Source organism: Paraburkholderia sp. HD33-4 (genome assembly GCF_021390635.1).
Lineage (GTDB): Bacteria > Pseudomonadota > Gammaproteobacteria > Burkholderiales > Burkholderiaceae > Paraburkholderia.
On sequence record NZ_JAJEJS010000001.1, the window covers coordinates 1,763,575 to 1,779,853 of the forward strand.

A 16,279-nucleotide genomic window follows, 5' to 3' on the forward strand; every position below is an offset into this window, starting at 1 on the left:
GCGCGCGCCCGGTGCGTCGCGCGTGAGCGAACCGCCTGAGCGAACCGCATGTGAGAACCGCAGCTCACAGCCTTCACTTTTTCTGACCATGGCAATGATCGAGTCCCTTCTCCAAGTGCTGGACTGGGAGCCGCTTTACCGGCTGTGGGAGTTGATCGTGCTCATCGTGAAGTTTCTGTGGGATCTGTTGCTGTTACTGGGCGGCGGCGGGCGGTAACTGAATGCGCCGGTCCACGCGCAGGTCCGCGCATCGCATCATCGTGCAGACTCAACATTCGAAGCGATAGTCCCGCGGCCGCACACGCCGCGTCCGTTTGCGAAAACTGAACGTGAAGCCGGGCCAGATCGCGGTGACCTTGCCGCTGCGGGTCTGATACCAGCTGTGGCAGCCGCTCGTCCACACCGCGCGCTGCATGTTCTGCTGCAGACGTGCGTTGAAATCGCGCTGCACGTCGGCGCGCAAGGTCATCGTGCGCGCGTTCTGTTTGCGCAGCATGCGCAGGCAATCGCCGATGTAGCGCAGTTGCGACTCGATCATGTAGATCATCGAGTTATGGCCGAGCCCGGTGTTCGGGCCGGCGATCATGAAGAAGTTCGGGAAGTTCGCGATGCTCGTGCCGAGATACGCTTCGGGGCCATCGCTCAGCCATAGCGTGCTGAGGTCGGTGCCGTCGAGACCGGTCACTTCGAACGGCGCGCGCACGTCGTTGACCTGGAAACCCGTGCCGCAGATGATCGCGTCCGCGCGATGGTGCACGCCATCCTCGGTCACGATGCCATCGGCAACGATCTCGCGAATGCCGCTCGTCACGACGTCGACGTTGGGCTGACAGACGGCCGGGTAGTAGTCGCTCGACAGCAGCACGCGCTTGCAGCCGAGCCGGTAGTTCGGCGTGAGCTTCGCGCGCAGCGCCGGGTCCTTCACGCGTCGCTCCAGATAGCTGAGGCCGAACTTCATCGGCGTCTTCATCAGCTTCGGATTGACGACGAACGCGATCCCACGCGATTCGAGCTGCCAATAGATCGCATTACGGACGAAGCGCTGGGTGAAGGGCAGTGTGCGGAACAGCCACTGCGCGCGCGCGCCGATCGGCTTGTCACGCTTGGGCATCACCCACGGCGGGGTACGCTGGAACAGGTCCAGATGCGCGACGCGCGGCTGGATTTGCGGCACGAACTGGATTGCGCTCGCGCCGGTGCCGATCACCGCGACGCGTTTGCCGTCGAGCGGATAGGCATGATCCCAGCGCGCCGAATGGAACAGCTTGCCCTCGAAACGTTCGATGCCAGCGATGCGCGGCAGCGCGGGACGCGACAGCGGACCATTCGCGGCGATCAGCACGTCGGCCTCGATGATTTCGCGCGCGCCGTTCGTGTCGAGTTCGACGAGCCAGATCTGCCGCGCTTCGTCGAAGCGCGCGGCGCTCACTTTCGCATTGCAGCGCACGTAGCGATCGACGCCGTACTTGCGCGCGCAGTGCTGCAAATACGCGAGAATTTCGGCCTGGCTGCTGAACGAGCGCGACCACGCCGGATTCGCCTCGAACGAAAACGAATAGAGATGCGACGGGACATCGCAGGCCGCGCCGGGGTAGGTATTGTCACGCCACGTGCCGCCGATGCCGCTCGCGGCCTCATAGACCGCAAACGACGTGATGCCCATCTGTTGCAGACGGATGGCCATGCCGATGCCGGCAAAGCCACTGCCGACGATCGCAATGCGCGGCGTGGTGGATGAAGCGGAAGGGGCGGGCGTCACGGCGGTCTCCGGGCGGGGCGAAAGCGGCGGGTGAAACGGCAGCGGCTACCGCGCGCTGGGTTCGCGCGGCGCGACGGCCGGGAGCGAAATCGCGCGTCTACACCTGCCTACGCCAAGCTTAACGCGCAGGGTAGACAACTGTACACATCGCGTCAAGATCGTTTAGAGTGCAGCTAATAAACGCGCATACCGCGCGATGATTGAATGCACGATGACCATCGTCTCCGAAGCAGCGTCCGTCGCCGGCGCGGAGTTGCCGCCCGGCAAGCGCAAGCTGATCGAAGCCGCGCTGCGGCTGACCGCCGGCGGCCGCAGTTTCGCGAGCCTCGGATTGCGCGAGCTCGCGCGCGAGGCGGGGCTCAATCCGAACACGTTCTACCGCCATTTCAGCGCGCTCGACGAGCTCGCGCGCGAAGCCGTCGCCTCGGTGAGCCGGCGGCTTCGGCCGATGCTGCGGCGCGAGCGCTGGCTCGCCGCGCACGACGAACCGCACAGCGTGCCGCGGCGCGCGTGCGTCGCGTTCTTCGCATTCGCGCTCGCGAACCGCGAGGCGTTCCTGAGCGCGCTGGTCGAATACCACGGCACGTCGCCGGCTCTGCGCGACGCGGTGCGCGCTAACCTGCACGAGGTATCGGCGGAAATGGCGGACGATGTCGTACAGCTCGAACTGATGCCGCGACTCGCGCGCGAGACCGTCGACGAAGTCTGCACGCAGATCGTGCTGCAGCTGTTTCATCTATCCGCTGAATACATCGACGCGAACGACGCGCGCCGCGACGCGTTGATCGATTACGCGGAGCGCTTCATCGTGCGGCTGTTCGCGGGGGCGGTCGTGCTCGCGCAGCACGACGGCACCCAGGCGGAGTCGGCGCGGGCGTGACTTGAACGAAGGCGGCACACAAAACCGGCAAGCAAAAAAACAGGCTCCGCGAAGGAGCCTGTTTTTCATTCGAGGTTGATCGATCGGGTTCGATCAGGTGTCGGTCCAACCGGAATCGTCGTTGCTGCCCATGTCGATGCCGCCGCTGCCGTCATCGTTCCAGTCGTTCGAACCCTGACCGAAATCGAGGCCGCCGCCGTTTCCGCCGTCGTTGCCGCGCCGGCGCAGTTCGTCGGGGTCGACGAGCACGTCGCGCTCGACCACGCGGTCACGCCCGTGACTGAGCGCTTCGCCAAGCAGCACGCCGGTCAGCAGACCGCCCATACCGCCACCCATGCCACCGCCTTGCTGCACGATGACCTGCGGCTGCTGCTGATACGGACCCTGCTGCGGATAAGGCGGCTGCGGACTGCCGAAGCGCTCGGCCTCCTGCGCATACGCCGATTGCTGGCCGGTGCCCACGGACGCGGCGGTCGGATCGGGCCGGCCGTCGGCGCGCGCGCGCAGGCTCGCGATGCGCTGATCGAACTCGTCGAGCGCATAAGGCGGCAGCGGATTCTTGCCGTTCGACAGCGTTTCGACGGCGCCGCGCAGCTGCTCTTCGGTTGCTTCAACGTCTTTCTCGAGCAGTTCGTGACCCGGCGCGGTGGATAGCTTCACGTCGAGCTTGATCGAACGCACCGTGTTGAGCATGTCGGTTGCGCGCTTCAATTGCGCGCGGCGATCCTCGTCGGCGCGCGTATCTTCCTGGCTGCGCGCGCGGCGCAAGGTCCAGCGCAGCACGAGCGCGATCGCCGCGATCAGAACAATGATACCGATCCACATACCTACCCCCGGACCATGCCGTAGTTGCGCTTGCGACGTCATCGCCGACTGTTGCTGCACAGCAGGCGCATTCTGCTGAGCGAACGGATTCGTGGCGTGACGGGTGACGTTGCCGCCCGCGCTCTGCGCATCGCGGCGCAGGCGCGCTTCGGTTTGCGCGAAGCGACTCGGGTCGGTGAAGCGGATCTGCGGATCGAGCGTCTTCGCCTGTTGGACCTGCGCGAGCGCTTCGGCGGAACGACCTTCGCGATCGAGCACCTGAGCGTACAGATAGTGCGCGTGGGCGTTGTTCGGATGCGCTTGCAACACTTCGGTGAGGCCGGCGTCGGCCTGCTGCCAGTTGCCCTGCGACATCGCCGATTCGATTTGCTGAACGGTCGGCACCGCGAACGCCGCGGCCGACACGAGCAGCAGCGATGCGAAGGCGGTTGCGAAAAGTTTTTTCATTTGCAGACCGGGCGGGGCGCGCCCGTCTCCATCAGTCGATTGCGGTGGCTGCCTGCGGCGGCCGGTATGCCGGTGCGTTCAGGAGCGAGCGCACCGGCATGTACTACTACTGCTGTTGTCATTGCCGTGCGTACTTGCCATGAAGCGGCACACGCATCCGGCATTTACTGCGCCGGCGTATTGAGCTGCTTCTTCAACGCTTCGAGCCGATCGTCGACGGACGGGCCGCGGTTCAGATCCGCGAGCTTGTCGTCGAGTGCCTTGCCGCTTTTCTCGTCGGCGGAGTTCAGACGCGCGTCGGAACGCGCGTTCGACAGCGCGACCTTGTCTTCGAGCTTCTGGAAATCCTCGGACAGGTTCTTGCCGCCGATACCGCCGAGTGCGGTGGCCGCGGTGTCTTTCGCCTGCGCGATCTGCTGCTTGGCCTGCAGGATGTTCGAGCGCGCGTTCAGGTCGTTGCGGCGTGTGCGCATGTCGTCGATCTGGCTCTTCAGTTGCGCGACCGACGGCTCCAGCGAAGTCAGTTCTTTCGTCAGTGCATCGCGTTCGGCTTCGGCGGTGGCCTGCGCGCCGAGCGCCTCGCGCGCGAGCGCTTCGTCGCCGGACTGCAGCGCACGGCGGGCACCGTCTTCATACTTCTTCGCCTTGTCCGCGGCAACATCGCGCTTGCTTTGCTGGGTGGCGACCTGCGCCTGAATCTCGATCAGCGAGTTCTCGGCCTTGCCGATGCTGTCGTCGAGTTCGCGCACGATCTGGCGCGAGTCGCGCGACGGATCCTGCACCGAGTCGGCCGCGTCGTTCAGAAGACCTTTGAGCGTGCGCGAAATGCTGTCAAAAAGCGACATGAAAACCTCCAGAAAATGTGAGCGGCGCCGACGATGGCGTGCGCGCCTGACTGCCTTGAACTACTGCTACTTTACGCCGCCGCGCGCGATGCTGCGCAACGTTCGGACCGGAGTTCGGGGCGCACTTGCCAATTGCAATAGCGCGCTGCGTTTTTGTTGGGGCGCAATGCCGGGTCGAGGGTTGTCTGGATGATGTGAAGCCGCGATGGGCATGGACTTGACGGCGGATATTACACCATCGGCAGTCTTAAAGACGGCTTAAACGATGCGGCCTTCCGAAGGCTCGAACGATGCCGGAAAAGCCACTGTTTGCGCGTGTGAGCGGGCGTTATCGAGCGGCGATTCATACGGGTGTCACCGATGTAACGATATGCAACGGGGACTCGTTGCGTACCCGTGCAGGCTCGCTCAGATGCAGTGATCGCGGTTCGATGCGCGGTAATTTGCCGTCACGCGTTGCATCACGCGAAGCGGCCGCCTTCGGCGCTCGGGTCGCCGTGCGGTTCGTCGTCGTCGGGGGTCTCGTCGTGGTGGCTGCGCTTGAGTGAGTTGCGCAGACGCGCCGACGCGCCGGGCAGCCGTTTCGACGCGGCGTTGTCGATTGCGTCCGCTTCGGCGTTTTCCGCGTTGTCGGCGGCTCGCGCTGCCGTCAGACGCGCGACGGCTTCGGCGGTGGCCGCGGCCTGTTCGTCCTGCTCCGCGGCGAGCGCGGCGGCGACGCCGGCGGGAAGCAGCGGCGCGGGAGAATCCGCGGTGTCGGTAGCGAGGGCAGGCCGACCGGCCTGCTGTAGCGCGGGCGAATCCACGGCATCCGGCGCGCCGGATGCCGGGTTGGCGGCCGCGCCTGACGCGGTGGCGCCAGCCGTACCCGCACCGTCTTTCTCATGCGCTTGCAGCGCCACCGGCACCGCGGCGCGCGCATAGCGCGTACCGCGCGCGACGCGCTGCAGCGCCGCGTTGAGCGCATCGGGCGCACGCGGCGCGCGCAGCCGGTCGACGATGCTCGCGGCCTTGACCTGTTCGCTGGTCGCGCCGAAGCTCAGCACCGCGCGCCGCATCAGTTCGCTCACGCTGATGCCCAGATCCTCCGCGGTCGCGGTGATCGCACGTTTCTGCGCGGTCGTGACGAATACGACGATGCGCTCGCTGGGCTTGGACATGATCGACTCGCAGTCTTGTTGGCATGGGCGGGTCGGCGCGTGCCTCCGGATACGGTGTCGGAACCCGCCATCGGAGCTGCCGTTGGAACCGCCGTTGGGGTCCCCGTCGCGCGCATCGAAGGACGCGCGCGGGGTTCATCATATGACGAGTTGCGCCGCCACGGAACAAGCGCGGTGAGAAAATCCCGTGACATCAATGAGTTGTAGTGTTTGCGGGCGGTTTGTCCACAAGCCTTTCAACAGAAAATGTTGATAACCCCGCATAAACGACGCTTCGGACGCAGGCCGCCACGCGCGCTGCGCGAAATTACAGACCCTTACTAGGAAAAGGCGGCCGGCGAAGGGAATTCTTACAAAAAAACTGCGTTGGACCGCTGCCGATTTCTTTAAAATGCGCTGTTACGTTGCGCCGGACATGGTCCGAGGCGTGCCGTGCGGCCGGCCGGGGGCAAGGTCCGCAGGGCGGCGTACGCCCAGGCCAGGATGTCGAACACGACCCATGCGCGCGCCGCGAGCGCGCGCAGACAGGCGCGCAGTTGCGGGCCCATTATTCCAGTCATGCCAATCATCAAACGACCGCATTCCTCGAACTCTCCGGCCGGTGAAGACCGGGACTCCCAACAACGCACCCCTGGACGCAACGCCGCTTCGCGCGACGCCGGCCGCGGCCGTCGTTCGATCGGCTCGTCGCTCGTGCTGTGGTTCGTCGGGCTGATCGCGACCGTGGTCGTGGTCGGCGCGCTGATCGTCGGCTATGCGCTCGTCGTGATGGGGCCGCAGCTGCCGTCGCTCGACGCGCTGACCGACTATCGCCCGAAAGTGCCGCTGCGCGTCTATACCGCCGATCACGTGCTGATCGGCGAATTCGGCGAGGAGCGGCGCAGCCTCGTGCGCTTCCAGGACATCCCCGACCAGATGAAAAAAGCGGTGCTCGCGATCGAGGACTACCGCTTCTACGAACACGGCGGCGTCGACTTCGTCGGGATCCTGCGCGCCGGTTTCGCCGACCTCGCACACGGCGGTGCATCGCAGGGCGCGAGCACGATCACGATGCAGGTCGCGCGCAACTTCTTCCTGTCCAGCGAGAAGACCTACACGCGCAAGATCTACGAAATGCTGCTCGCGTACAAGATCGAGCGCGCGCTGACCAAAGACCAGATCCTCGAGCTGTACATGAACCAGATCTATCTGGGCGAGCGCGCGTACGGCTTCGCCGCGGCCGCGCGCGTGTACTTCGGCAAGGACCTGAAGGACATCACGCTGGCCGAGGCCGCGATGCTCGCGGGCCTGCCGAAGGCGCCGTCCGCGTATAACCCGGTCGTCAATCCGAAGCGCGCGAAGATCCGTCAGGAGTACATCCTGCGACGCATGCTCGAGCTGAACTACATCACGCAGCAGCAGTACGATCAGGCCGTGAAGGAAGAGATTCGCACGAAGAATCCGGGCAACGAATACAACGTGCATGCCGAGTACGTCGCCGAAATGGTGCGGCAGATGATGTACGCGCAGTACAAGGACGAAACCTATACGCGCGGCCTGAACGTCACGACGACCATCGATTCCGCCGATCAGGACGCCGCGTATCGCGCGGTGCGCAAGGGCGTGATGGACTACGAGCGACGCCACGGCTATCGCGGACCGGAAGGCTTCGTGCAGTTGCCCGAGGCGGGCGACGACCGCGACCAGACGATCGACGACGCGCTGACCGATCACCCGGACAACGGCGAGATCATCGCCGGCGTGGTGACGGACGCCAGCGCGAAGCAGGTGGTCGCACAACTGGTCGACGGCACCCAGGTGACGGTGTCGGGCGATGGCCTGCGCTTCGTCGCCGCCGCGCTGAGCCCGCGCGCGAACCAGACGCTGCGCATCAGGCCCGGCTCGATCGTGCGTCTCGTCGCCGACGACAAGGGCAACTGGCAGATCACACAGCTGCCGCAGGTCGAGGGTGCGCTCGTATCGCTGACGCCGCAGGACGGCGCGATCCGCGCGCTGATCGGCGGCTTCGACTTCAACAAGAACAAGTTCAACCATGTGACGCAAGCGTGGCGCCAGCCGGGTTCGAGCTTCAAGCCGTTCATCTATTCGGCGGCGCTCGACAAGGGCCTCGCACCGGCGACGATCATCAACGACGCGCCGCTGTACTTCCCGCCGAGCACGCCGGGCGGCGACGCGTGGGAGCCGAAGGACGACGACCAGCCTGATGGTCCGATGTCGATGCGCGTTGCGCTGCAGAAGTCGAAGAACCTCGTGTCGATCCGTATCCTGTCCTTCATCGGCACCAAGTACGCGCAGGACTTCGTCACGCAGCGCTTCGGCTTCGACGCCGACAAGACCCCGCCGTATCTGCCGATGGCGCTCGGCGCGGGCCTCGTCACGCCGTTGCAGTCGGCGGGCGCGTACTCGGTGTTCGCGAACGGCGGCTACCGGATCAATCCGTATCTGATCAACGAAGTGACCGACGCGCATGGCGTGGCGATCTCGCGTGCGCAGCCGCTCGTCGCTGGGCGTGACGCGCCGCGCACGCTCGAGCCGCGTAATGCGTACATCATGAACAGCCTGTTGCACTCGGTCGCGACCGCGGGCACGGGGGCGGGCACCAACGTGCTGAAGCGCTCGGACCTGCAGGGCAAGACCGGCACGACCAACGACGCGAAGGACGGCTGGTTCGCCGGCTATCAGCAGTCGCTGGTGGCGGTCGCGTGGATGGGCTACGACCAGCCGAAGAGTCTTGGCAGCCGCGAATTCGGCGCGCAGCTCGCGCTGCCGATCTGGGTGGAGTACATGCAGCGCGCGCTGCGCGGCGTGCCGCAGGCCGAGCCGCAGCAGCCCGACGGTGTGACGGTGATGAACGGCGAGCTGTTCTTTAGCGACATGGTGCCGGGGCAAGGCTTCGTCGCGAGCATCGGTCTCGATTCGGGCAATTCGATGGCCGGCGCGAGTGATGCGATGGGCGGTGTCGGGCCGGCGGGCATGACGCCGCCGGTGGTGCCGCCGCCGAGCGTGTCGACCACCGAGAAGAAGCAGATCATGGATCTGTTCGAATCGAATAAGCCGTGATGTCTTTGAGAGCGTGTGCGCGGTCGCCTTCGGCCCGCGCACGCGTTCATCCCTTCAGGTCGGATTTCTGACCTATCCTGCTTTGCGCGCCGCGTGCGCGAATCAATCGACGCCAGAATCCTTCGCGCGCTCAAGCACTTGGGCGCGATCTCCAGGCCTTATCAACAGGTCTTTCAACACATTCTGTGGATAACGGCGTTGGCCGTTATTTTCCCGTCGTGACTCCGCTTGACCGCACGTCGTTGCCTCGAACTTGCTTCGCCCGGTAACGCTCGGCACAAAGCGATTCGCCTCAAGCACTTAGGCGCGTCGCCCCAGGCTTATCAACAAGTCTGTCAACACAAACTGGGGATAACGTTGAGGGATCCCAGGTGCCGAGGCCGCGCAAAACTCCGTCACGCGGCACACGCTGTGCGATTTCGCACCTCATCGACAATTCCCCGCGCGCTCAATGCTTTAGTCCGTTTTTCAGAAAGTTTTCAACAGGTTCATCAACACGAACTGGGGATAAGTGCGCCGCGTTCCGTACGGAATCCCAGGTTTAGTTGGAGGCGGTGGTGTTCGTTGTACCAACGGACGCCGACGCGGAAGTCGGAGTAGAAGCAGGAGTAGAAGCAGAGGTGGAAGTAGCCGCCGCCGGTGCGGACGACGTCCCGCTCTGGTCGAGCGGCGGATTCCCCATCGCCTGAAACAGCGCGGCCGTATCGGTCAGCCGCGCGCTCGTATAACGGATCTCGTCGAGCTGCGCGTTGCGCCATTGCTGCTCGCTCGAACGCGTCGCCGCGACGGGCAGCGCGCCGAGCCGATAGCGCGCCGAGGTGTCGTTGAACACACCTTGTGCCGAACGCGCGGCGACGTTCGCGGCGTCGAGCGACTGCGCGTCGTGCTCGAGCGACGCGAGCGTATCGGCGACGTTCTGGAACGCGGCCAACACGGTCTGCTTGTACTGCGACACGCTCGCCTCGTACGTGTGCTGCGCGGCGCGGCGCTGCGCGAGCAGCGCGCCGCCGTGAAACAGCGGTTGCGACAGCGACGCGCCGATGCTCCAGATCGCCCCCGCACCCGACATCGCGACCGGCCAGCTGAAGCCGCCTTGTCCCATCGATGCCGACAGCGACAGGCTCGGAAACATTTGCGCGGTCGCGACGCCGACATCGGTCGCCGCGGCCTTCAGCGCCGCGTCGGCGGCCTCGATGTCCGGCCGCGTGCGCAGCAGTTCCGACGGCACGACGACCGGCACCTGCTCCGGCACATGCAGCTGCGCGAGATCGACGTCGTCCGGCGCGGCATCGGGCGTGCGTCCGAGCAGCACCGCGAGCGCGTGACGCGTGGTGAGCCACTGCTGCTTCAGCGCCGGCAGACTCGCGGACACGCTCGCCGCGCTCTGCTGCGCGTTCAGCAGATCGGCATGCGATACCGCGCCGAGCTCAAAGCGCCGCGCGGTATCGCGCGCCTGATCGTTGGCGAGGCTCACGAGCCGCTCGGTGGCATCGATCTGCGCATGCAGCGCGGCGCTCGTGATCGTCGCCGTGACGATGTTCGCGGCGAGCGCGCGCCGCGCCGCCTCGAGCTGGTAGACCTGCACGTTCACGCGCGCGGCGAGCGCCGCGTTGGCGAGCCGCGCGGCGCCGAACAGATCGAACGTGTAGTGCGCCTGCAACTGGCCGACGAACACGTTGTACAGAAACGTGTTCGGGCCGATCTCGGGGATCGCGAGCGCACGATTGCGGGTGGCCTGGCCGCCGGCGTCGATGGTCGGCAGCAGCGAGCTGCCGACCTGCGCGCGCAACTGCTCGCGCGCGGCGGCCAGACTGCGATCGGTCGCGGCAAGTGTCGGACTATTGCGCAGGCCTTCGTCGACCAGCGCGTTGAGCGCATCCAAACGGTACAGCTTCCACCATTCCGGCACCGGTTGCGCGCCGGTCACGAACTGTTGCGTGATGCCCTGCGCGGGCACGGTCTGCGTCGGCAGCGCTTCGGCACCGTAGTGCGCGGGCTGCGGCATCGCGGGCGGTTCGCCGTTCGGTCCGAACGAGCAGGCGCCGAGCATGCAGGTCAGGCTCGCGATGCTCGTGGCAAGCGTGGTACGGGCCAGCGCGTCGAACGGCGCGCGGCGGCGGCGGCGGGACAGGGCGGGAATAGTCATGCTCGTGCTCATGCTCAGTTACCCGTGTGCGTGGCGCCGGAACCGGACGGCGTCTGCGGCTCGCGCTCGTCGGCTCGCACGCGGAACGACGCGGCGTACAACGCGGGCAGATAGAACAGCGTGAGGATCGTCGCGCTCGTGATGCCGCCCATCAGCGCGGTCGCCATCGGCCCGAAGAAGTTCGAGCGCAACAGCGGGATCAGCGCGAGCACGGCGGCCGCGGCGGTCAGCGTGATCGGCCGGAAGCGCCGCACGGTCGCGCCGACGATCGCGTCGAAACGCTTGTGCCCCGACGCGATGTCCTGCTCGATCTGATCGACCAGAATCACCGAGTTGCGCATGATGATGCCGAACATCGCGATCACGCCGAGCATCGCGACGAAGCCGAACGGCTGGCCGAACAGCAGCAACGTGAGCACGACGCCGATCAGACCGAGCGGCGCGGTCATTACGACCATCAGCACGCGCGCGAAGCTTTGCAGCTGGATCATCAGCAGCGTGAGCACCGCGATCACCATGATCGGAATCTGCGCGTTGATCGAGGTTTGACCCTTGGCGCTTTCCTCGACCGAGCCGCCGATCTCGATCCGATAGCCGACCGGCAGCGAAGCGCGAATCGGCGCGAGCGCGCGGTCCACCGCGTGCGTGACGTCGATGCCTTGCGCGCCGGCCGACACGTCGGACTGCACGGTGATGGTCGGCTGGCGGTCGCGTTCCCAGATCACGCCGTATTCGAGGTCGTTGCGCAGAGCCCCAAGCGTGCCGAGCGGCACGGGGCCGTTCGGCGTCGGCATCGCGAGTGCGGTCAGCTGTGACGGGTCGACGCGTTCGGCACGCGGCGCGCGCAGATCGACGCTGATCAGCTTGTCGCGTTCGCGATACTGCGTGACCGTGTAGCCGGACATCGTCATCGCGAGGAAGCTGGAGATGTCTTCGGAGCTCACGCCGAGCTCGCGCGCGCGCTTCTGGTCGATCTCGAAGCGCACCGAGCGCTCGGCGGGTTCGTCCCAGTCGAACTGCACGTTGCGCGTGCCGCGGTTGGCGCGCATCGTCGTGGCGACGCGTTCGGCGATCGAGCGCACGGTCGCGATGTCGTCGCCGCTCACGCGGAACTGCACCGGATAGCCGACCGGCGGCCCGTTCTCGAGGCGCGACAGGCGCGTGCGGATCGCCGGGAAGTTGTTCAGCAATTCGGGTTCGAGCCACTGCGCGAGCTTCTCGCGATCCTTGACCGATTTCGCGGTGATCACGAATTGCGCGAAGTTCGGCTGCTGCAATTGCTGATCGAGCGGCAGATAAAAGCGCGGCGCGCCGGTGCCGACGAAGCTGACCGTGTGATCGATTTCAGGCCGCCCTTTGAGAGCCTGTTCGAGGCGCTGCGCCTGGCGCAGCGTGGCATCGAACGACGCGCCTTCGGGCAGCCGCACATCGACCAGCAACTCCGGCCGGTCCGAGCTCGGAAAGAACTGCTGCGGAACGAGCGAGAAGCCGGCCATCGCGAGCACGAACAGCAGCACGGTGATGGCGAGCACGACGAAGCGCCGCTCGATGCACCAGCCGATCCAGGCGCGCAAACGCGTGTAAAAGCGCGTGTCGTAAATGTCGTGTTCGTGGTCGTCGGGCTCGTGCGCGTGGCGCTTACGCTCGGGCAGCATGTGATAGCCGAGCAGCGGAATCAGCACGACCGCCGCGAGCCACGACGCGATCAGCGCGATCGCCGACACCTCGAAGATCGAGCGCGTGTACTCGCCGGTGCTCGACTTCGCGAGCGCGATCGGCAGGAAGCCCGACACGGTCACGAGCGTGCCGGTCAGCATGGGAAACGCGGTGCTGGTGTACGCGAAGGCCGCCGCGCGCGTGCGGTTCCAGCCTTGCTCGAGTTTCACCGACATCATTTCGACCGCGATGATCGCATCGTCGACGAGCAGGCCGAGCGCGAGCACGAGGGTGCCGAGCGACACCTTGTGCAGACCGATATCGAACAGGTACATGCACAGCGCGGTGACCGCGAGCACCACCGGAATCGAGATCACGACGACCATGCCGGTGCGTACGCCGAGCGACACGAGGCTCACGACCAGCACGATCGCGACCGCTTCGGCCACCGCTTCGAGAAAGTCGTTGACCGAGCGCGCGACCGCGTGCGGCATGCTCGATACTTCGACGAGATTCAAGCCGGCGGGCAGCGCGGCGCGCAGCTGGGTCATCTGCTGATCGAGCGCGCGGCCGAGGCGGATCACGTCGCCGCCCGGCTGCATCGTCACGCCGATGCCGAGCACGGGTTTGCCGCCGAAGCGCATCTGCGTGACGATCGGGTCGTCATAGCCGCGCCTGATCGTCGCGATGTCGCCGAGACGGAACGTGCGGTTGTTGATGCGGATCAGCGTGTCGGCGAGCGCGCCCACGTCGTTGAACTGGCCGCTCGGGCGCACGAACACGCGGTCGTCCGTGGTGGTCAGCGTGCCCGCGGGCGCGATCGTGTTCTGCCCGTTGATCGCCTGCCCAAGCTGTTGCGGCGAGATGCCCAGACGCGTCAACTGCGTGTTCGCGATCTCGATGTAGATGTGCTGGTCGGGGTCGCCAAAATAGTCGACCTTGCCGACACCCGGCACGCGCAGCAGCACCGAGCGGAGCTGGTCCGCGTAGTCGTGCAGTTGCGCGGCGGAAAAGCCGTCGCCTTCGAGCGTGTAGATGTTGGTGTAGACGTCGCCGAATTCGTCGTTAAAGAACGGGCCCTGGATGCCCGGCGGTAAGGTCGCCGAGATGTCGCCGACCTTCTTGCGCACCTGATACCACGTCTCGGGGACCTGGCTCACCGGCGCCGAGTCTTTCATCGTGAAGAAAATCAGCGATTCGCCGGGACGCGAGTAGCTGCGCACGAAATCGACGTCCGGCGTCTCCTGCAGCTTGCGGCCGATGCGATCGGTCAACTGCTCCTGCACCTGGCGCGCGGTGGCGCCCGGCCAGAACGTGCGGATCACCATCACTCTGAACGTGAAGGGCGGGTCTTCCGACTGCGCGAGCCGCGTGTACGCGAGGATGCCGAACGCGGTGGCGAGCGCGATCAGGAACACGACCAGTGCCTGATGACGCAGCGCCCACGCGGACAGATTGAAGCGTCCTTCTTCGTGCAACGTGCTCATGAAGCGAAGTCCTCGGGATGCGGCGGCGCGATCGCGCGGACTTTCTCGCCGGCGCTCACGGTATGCACGCCTTGCAGCACGACGCTTTCGCCATCTTTCAGGCCATCGCTGACGACGAACGTGCGCTCGTAGTAGCGCGTGACGCTCACGCGGCGCAACTCGAGCGTGTTGTCCGCGGCGCGCACGACCCACACGGCCGGTTCGCGCCCCTCGTGAAACAGCGCGGTGACCGGCAGCGTGAACACGCCGTGTTGCGCGGCCGCCGCGGGAAGCGGCACGGCCGGCGTGACGTCGGCGGTCATGCCGAGACGCACGTCGGCGCCGGCATCGATCAGCGTCAGACGCGCGCGCCACGTGCGGCTTTGCGGATCGGCGGCCGGCGACAGCTCGCGCACGCGCGCACTGAGCTTGCGGCCCGGCAGCGCGGCGAGCGTGACGCTCGCGTTCTGGCCGACCGCGAACGCGGTGAGCGCGCTTTCGGGCACGTCGCACAGCACGTCGACGTCGCCGCTCCACGCGAGGTTGTAGACGGCCTGACCGGCCGACACGTTTTGTCCCGTGTCCGCCTGCTCGGCCGTGATGACGCCCGCATGACCGGCGACGAGTGTCGTGTACTGCAGCTGGTTCTTCGCGAGCGCTGCCTGCTGCTGCGCCTGATCGCGCTGCGCGAGCGCGGACGCGTAGGCGTTGGTGGTCTGTTCGAGCTGGGCCGGCGCGATCAGGTTTTCTTTGGCCTGCGCCCGGTCGCGTTCGAGCTGCTGCTGCGCATAGACGAGGTTGTGCTGCGCGGCGTCGAGCTGTGCCTGCGTGCTCGCGGCGTTTTTCTGCGCATCGGCCGGGTCGAGCAGCGCGACGACTTCACCGCTTTTCACCGTGTCGCCGAGCCGTACCCGCCGTTCGATGATCTTGCCGGCGACGCGAAACGACAGCGGCGTCGAATAGCGCGCCTGCACTTCGCCGGGTAGCGACGCCGCCTGCAGCGCGTGGCCGTCCGGATGCACGGCGAGTGCGACCACCGGGCGCGGCGCGGGTGCCGTGGCTTCCTTCTTCGAGCAGGCCGTAAGCGCGAGCAAGCCGGCCAGCGCCAGCGCGCAGGTCTGCCTGGAGAAGCCGCGGTGAGGGGATGGGGGAGACTGCTGGCGCATCGCTGACGATGCGGGAGAACCGGGACGCTTCACAATTACCCCAACTGGAGACAGCGAACGAACACGGCAAGCCGCGCGGCCCGCCAGCGAAGACCTGCACGCCGCGTCATGCTGATTGCATACAGGTATGGCTTTGGATGACGAGATGCATTCTAATACACTCCTGTATCTGAATGTATGGCTGGATTTGAAATCTTTGGAGTGCTAGGCTTGCGGCCATGAAACGTCAAAGACTGACACGAGAGCAGAGCAAGGACCAGACGCGCGAGCGGCTGCTCGATGCCGCGCAGGCCACTTTCATGAAGAAGGGCTTCGTCGCGGCGAGTGTCGAGGACATCGCGGCGGCGGCAGGCTATACGCGCGGCGCGTTCTATTCGAACTTCCGCAGCAAGACCGAGCTGTTTCTGGAGCTGTTGCGGCGCGATCACGAAGCGATGCAGGCGGGCCTGCATGCGATCTTCGAGAGCGCGGCATCGCGCGAGGAGATGGAGGCGCGCGTGCTGCGCTATTACAGCTCGCTGCATCGCGAGAACAAATGTTTTCTGTTGTGGGTCGAGGCGAAGCTGCTCGCGGTGCGCGACGGCCGGTTCCGGCTGCGCTTCAACGCGTTCATGCACGAAAAGATCGAACAGTTGAGCGCCTATGTGCGCGAGTTCTCGGAGCGCGTGGGCACGCCGATGTCGATGCCGCCCGAGCAGCTCGCGATCGGCCTGATGGGTCTGTGCGACGGCGTGCAATTCTTCTACACGGTCGATCCGCAGAATGTGCCGACGGAGATGGCCGAAACGGTGCTGGCGGGGTTTTTCTCGCGCGTGGTGTTCGGGCGCGATGCGTGAGCGTGGGCGCTGAGCCCGGATGCGCAGATGCGC

General features: G+C 65.9%; 11 protein-coding genes. 4 read left to right on the forward strand and 7 right to left on the reverse strand.

Annotated features, from left to right (window positions below):
• Positions 1–94: 94 nt before the first annotated feature.
• The gene (locus L0U84_RS43780) at positions 95–217 is read left to right on the forward strand and encodes a hypothetical protein (RefSeq protein WP_267939525.1); all 123 of its coding nucleotides are present in this window, start codon (positions 95–97) and stop codon (positions 215–217) included.
• A gap of 51 nt (positions 218–268) precedes the next feature.
• Here the strand turns inward: L0U84_RS43780 and L0U84_RS07795 are convergent, their stop codons facing one another.
• Positions 269–1,759, reverse strand: coding sequence for a flavin-containing monooxygenase (locus L0U84_RS07795; RefSeq protein ID WP_233849056.1), 1,491 nt, complete (start codon positions 1,757–1,759; stop codon positions 269–271).
• 211 nt (positions 1,760–1,970) lie between these two features.
• Between L0U84_RS07795 and L0U84_RS07800 the strand changes: the two genes are divergently transcribed.
• The gene (locus L0U84_RS07800) at positions 1,971–2,639 is read left to right on the forward strand and encodes a TetR family transcriptional regulator (RefSeq protein ID WP_442793982.1); all 669 of its coding nucleotides are present in this window, start codon (positions 1,971–1,973) and stop codon (positions 2,637–2,639) included.
• 93 nt (positions 2,640–2,732) lie between these two features.
• Here L0U84_RS07800 and L0U84_RS07805 read toward each other — a convergent pair whose 3' ends face one another.
• The 3 genes from L0U84_RS07805 to L0U84_RS07815 all read right to left on the reverse strand — a co-directional run bounded on the left by L0U84_RS07805 (position 2,733) and on the right by L0U84_RS07815 (position 5,916).
• Positions 2,733–3,911 (reverse strand): tetratricopeptide repeat protein, encoded by a 1,179-nt coding sequence (locus L0U84_RS07805; RefSeq protein WP_233849058.1) that lies wholly within the window; start codon positions 3,909–3,911, stop codon positions 2,733–2,735.
• A gap of 164 nt (positions 3,912–4,075) precedes the next feature.
• Entirely contained in the window at positions 4,076–4,756 is a 681-nt protein-coding gene (locus L0U84_RS07810; protein ID WP_129960710.1) for a PspA/IM30 family protein, read from the reverse strand.
• Positions 4,757–5,217: 461 nt separating this feature from the next.
• A complete protein-coding gene (locus L0U84_RS07815; protein ID WP_233849060.1) occupies positions 5,218–5,916 on the reverse strand; it encodes a hypothetical protein in 699 nt (232 codons plus the stop codon).
• A 558-nt stretch (positions 5,917–6,474) separates the two neighbouring features.
• Here L0U84_RS07815 and L0U84_RS07820 point away from each other — a divergent pair.
• Positions 6,475–8,976 carry a penicillin-binding protein 1A gene (locus tag L0U84_RS07820; protein WP_233849062.1) on the forward strand — a complete coding sequence of 834 codons (2,502 nt, stop codon included), beginning with the start codon at positions 6,475–6,477 and terminating at the stop codon, positions 8,974–8,976.
• Between the two features lie 541 nt (positions 8,977–9,517).
• Here L0U84_RS07820 and L0U84_RS07825 read toward each other — a convergent pair.
• From L0U84_RS07825 to L0U84_RS07835, 3 genes are read right to left on the reverse strand one after another with little or no spacing between them, the layout of a single operon-like run.
• Positions 9,518–11,122, reverse strand: a complete 1,605-nt coding sequence (locus L0U84_RS07825; protein WP_233849064.1) for an efflux transporter outer membrane subunit — start codon at positions 11,120–11,122, stop codon at positions 9,518–9,520.
• Positions 11,123–11,136: 14 nt separating this feature from the next.
• Positions 11,137–14,265: an efflux RND transporter permease subunit gene (locus tag L0U84_RS07830; RefSeq protein ID WP_233849065.1), complete on the reverse strand. Its 3,129-nt coding sequence runs from the start codon at positions 14,263–14,265 to the stop codon at positions 11,137–11,139.
• Positions 14,262–15,410, reverse strand: coding sequence for an efflux RND transporter periplasmic adaptor subunit (locus tag L0U84_RS07835; protein WP_233849067.1), 1,149 nt, complete (start codon positions 15,408–15,410; stop codon positions 14,262–14,264). The genes L0U84_RS07830 and L0U84_RS07835 overlap by 4 nt, the downstream gene beginning before the upstream one ends.
• A gap of 218 nt (positions 15,411–15,628) precedes the next feature.
• Here L0U84_RS07835 and L0U84_RS07840 point away from each other — a divergent pair, with 218 nt between their 5' ends.
• A complete protein-coding gene (locus L0U84_RS07840) occupies positions 15,629–16,246 on the forward strand; it encodes a TetR/AcrR family transcriptional regulator (RefSeq protein WP_233849069.1) in 618 nt (205 codons plus the stop codon).
• The last annotated feature ends 33 nt before the right edge of the window (positions 16,247–16,279 follow it).